This is a genomic window from Leptolyngbya sp. FACHB-36 (assembly GCF_014695955.1).
Classification (GTDB): domain Bacteria; phylum Cyanobacteriota; class Cyanobacteriia; order Leptolyngbyales; family Leptolyngbyaceae; genus FACHB-36.
The window spans coordinates 1-2,131 of the sequence record NZ_JACJPG010000448.1 but is presented as its reverse complement, the minus strand read 5'-3'; the positions used below and the strand labels follow the sequence as shown (position 1 = coordinate 2,131).

The 2,131-nt window shown below is 59.2% G+C and carries 2 protein-coding genes; one reads left to right on the top strand and one right to left on the bottom strand.

From position 1 onward, the window contains the following. The first annotated feature begins 5 nt into the window (after positions 1–5). A complete protein-coding gene (gene lnt / locus H6F43_RS12695; RefSeq protein WP_347272409.1) occupies positions 6–1,577 on the top strand; it encodes an apolipoprotein N-acyltransferase in 1,572 nt (523 codons plus the stop codon). Here lnt and H6F43_RS12690 read toward each other — a convergent pair. Further along, positions 1,554–2,131: HAMP domain-containing sensor histidine kinase (locus H6F43_RS12690; RefSeq protein ID WP_190340005.1), on the bottom strand; the 578-nt coding region annotated here is incomplete at its 5' end. The genes lnt and H6F43_RS12690 overlap by 24 nt on opposite strands.

Below are 2,131 nucleotides of genomic sequence, written 5' to 3'. Positions count from 1 at the left end.
TCGGAATTGCCCTTGGCAGTGGCGCTCTCATGGCGCTGTCAACAGCTCCGCTGAATGCGTTCCCGCTAGCGTGGGTGGCGCTGGTGCCGCTGTGGATGATGGTGGGAAGCGAGTTTGCAACCCTCAACCCTCAACCCTCGAAACGTGTATTTTTGCTAGCGCTTGCCTGGGGAATTGGCTATCACGGATTAGCGCTAGCCTGGATTCGAGATTTGCATCCGCTGACGTGGTTGGGAATCCCCTGGATTGGCAGCGTAGCGATCGTCCTCTTTGCCTGGTCGTTCATTACGCTGTGGGGTGCAGGTCTGGTTGCCATCTGGGCGATCGGGCTGAGCTGGGTCATCCGAAAGCGCAACGATCGTTCCTCCTGGCTCACTTCATCGTGGCACCGCGTCCTTGTCGGCACTGCCCTCTGGTGCGGTTTGGAATGGCTCTGGAGTTTGGGGTCGCTGTATTGGACATCGCTGTCGTACACGCAGAGTCCTGGAAACTTGGCGATTCTGCATCTCGGTCAACTGTCGGGTCCTACGACCGTAACGGCAGCGATCGTGGCGGTGAATGGGCTAATTGCAGAAGGGTGGATGCGGTATCAGGGGTCAGAGGTCAGGGGTCAGTCGAACAACGCCTTCTATAAGCTGCTGAGTTCCGCCGTCGTTGTCGTTGCGGTGCTGCATTTGGTTGGGTATGGACTGTATAGCCGCCCGGTGGCGCAGTCTCCGGAGGCAGCGCTGAGAGTGGGACTAATTCAGGGCAACGTGCCGACGCGGATCAAACACACCGCTGAAGGACGCCAGCAGGCAGTCGATGGCTACGTCACAGGGTACGAGCGGCTTGCAGACGAAGGCGCAGACGCGGTGCTGACGCCAGAGGGTGCGTTTCCGTTTCGCTGGGACGATCGCGACACCGAGAACAGCTTCTACCAAGCCGTGCAGCGAAAAGGGCGCGTCGGCTGGTTGGGAACGTTTGCCGTGCAGGGCGATCGCCTGACTCAAAGCCTGCTGACGCTGACGGGCGACGGACAGACGCTTAGCCGCTACAACAAGCTCAAAATTGTGCCGCTCGGAGAATACATTCCGCTGCGATCGATTTTGGGCGTAGTGATCAATCGCCTCTCGCCTGTGCAGACCGACCTGCTGCCCGGAGCCGCCGATCAGACGTTTGAGACACCGTTCGGGCGGGCAATTGCCAGCATTTGCTACGATTCCGCCTTTCCGGAGGTGTTTCGACGACAGGCAGCCACAGGCGGACAGTTTATCCTCACCGCCTCGAATCTGGACCCTTACAGCGAAGTGCTGATGGCGCAGCATCAGGCGCAGGACGTGATGCGAGCGATCGAAACCGATCGTTGGGCAGCCCGCGCGACGAACACGGGCTATTCTGGCATCCTCGACCCGCACGGTCGAGTTCAGTGGCGGTCGCAGCCCCGCATATACCAACTCCACACCGACACGATCTACCGTCGGCAAACGCAAACGCTCTATGTGCGCTGGGGCGATTGGCTAACGCCGCTGCTGGGATTGGCAGCCCTCGGCGTTGTCTTGCAGCGTCAGTTCCTACAATCCACGACGACGCCCTAGCGGCAAGCGAATCACAAATTCCGCGCCTTCGCCGGGAGCCGAGGTGCACGTCAGCTGACCGCCGTGACGATCGACCACGACCTGATAGCTAATGGAAAGCCCTAGCCCGGTCCCCTTGCCAACGGCTTTCGTGGTGAAGAACGGTTCAAACAAACGCTTTCGCACGCTCTCCCGCATTCCGGGTCCGTTGTCGCGGATGCGAATGACGACGCGATCGCCCACCTGCTCGGTACAAACGTGAATTTGGGGAGTCGAGTGGGTTTCTGCGTCCCATTTCCCCTGCGCCATCGCGTCCTCTAACGCATCGATCGCATTGCTCAACACATTCATAAACACTTGATTTAACTGTCCGGCGTAGCACTCAATTAACGGCAAGTTACCGTAGTCCCGAATGATGTCAATGCCTCTGTGTCCGGCGGTGGGCTTAAGGCGGCTTTGTAGAATCATCAGCGTGCTGTCGATGCCGTCGTGGATGTTCACCGTTTTCACCTCGGCTTCGTCCATGCGAGAGAACGTGCGCAGGGCACGGACGATCGCTTGAATTCGCTCTGCCC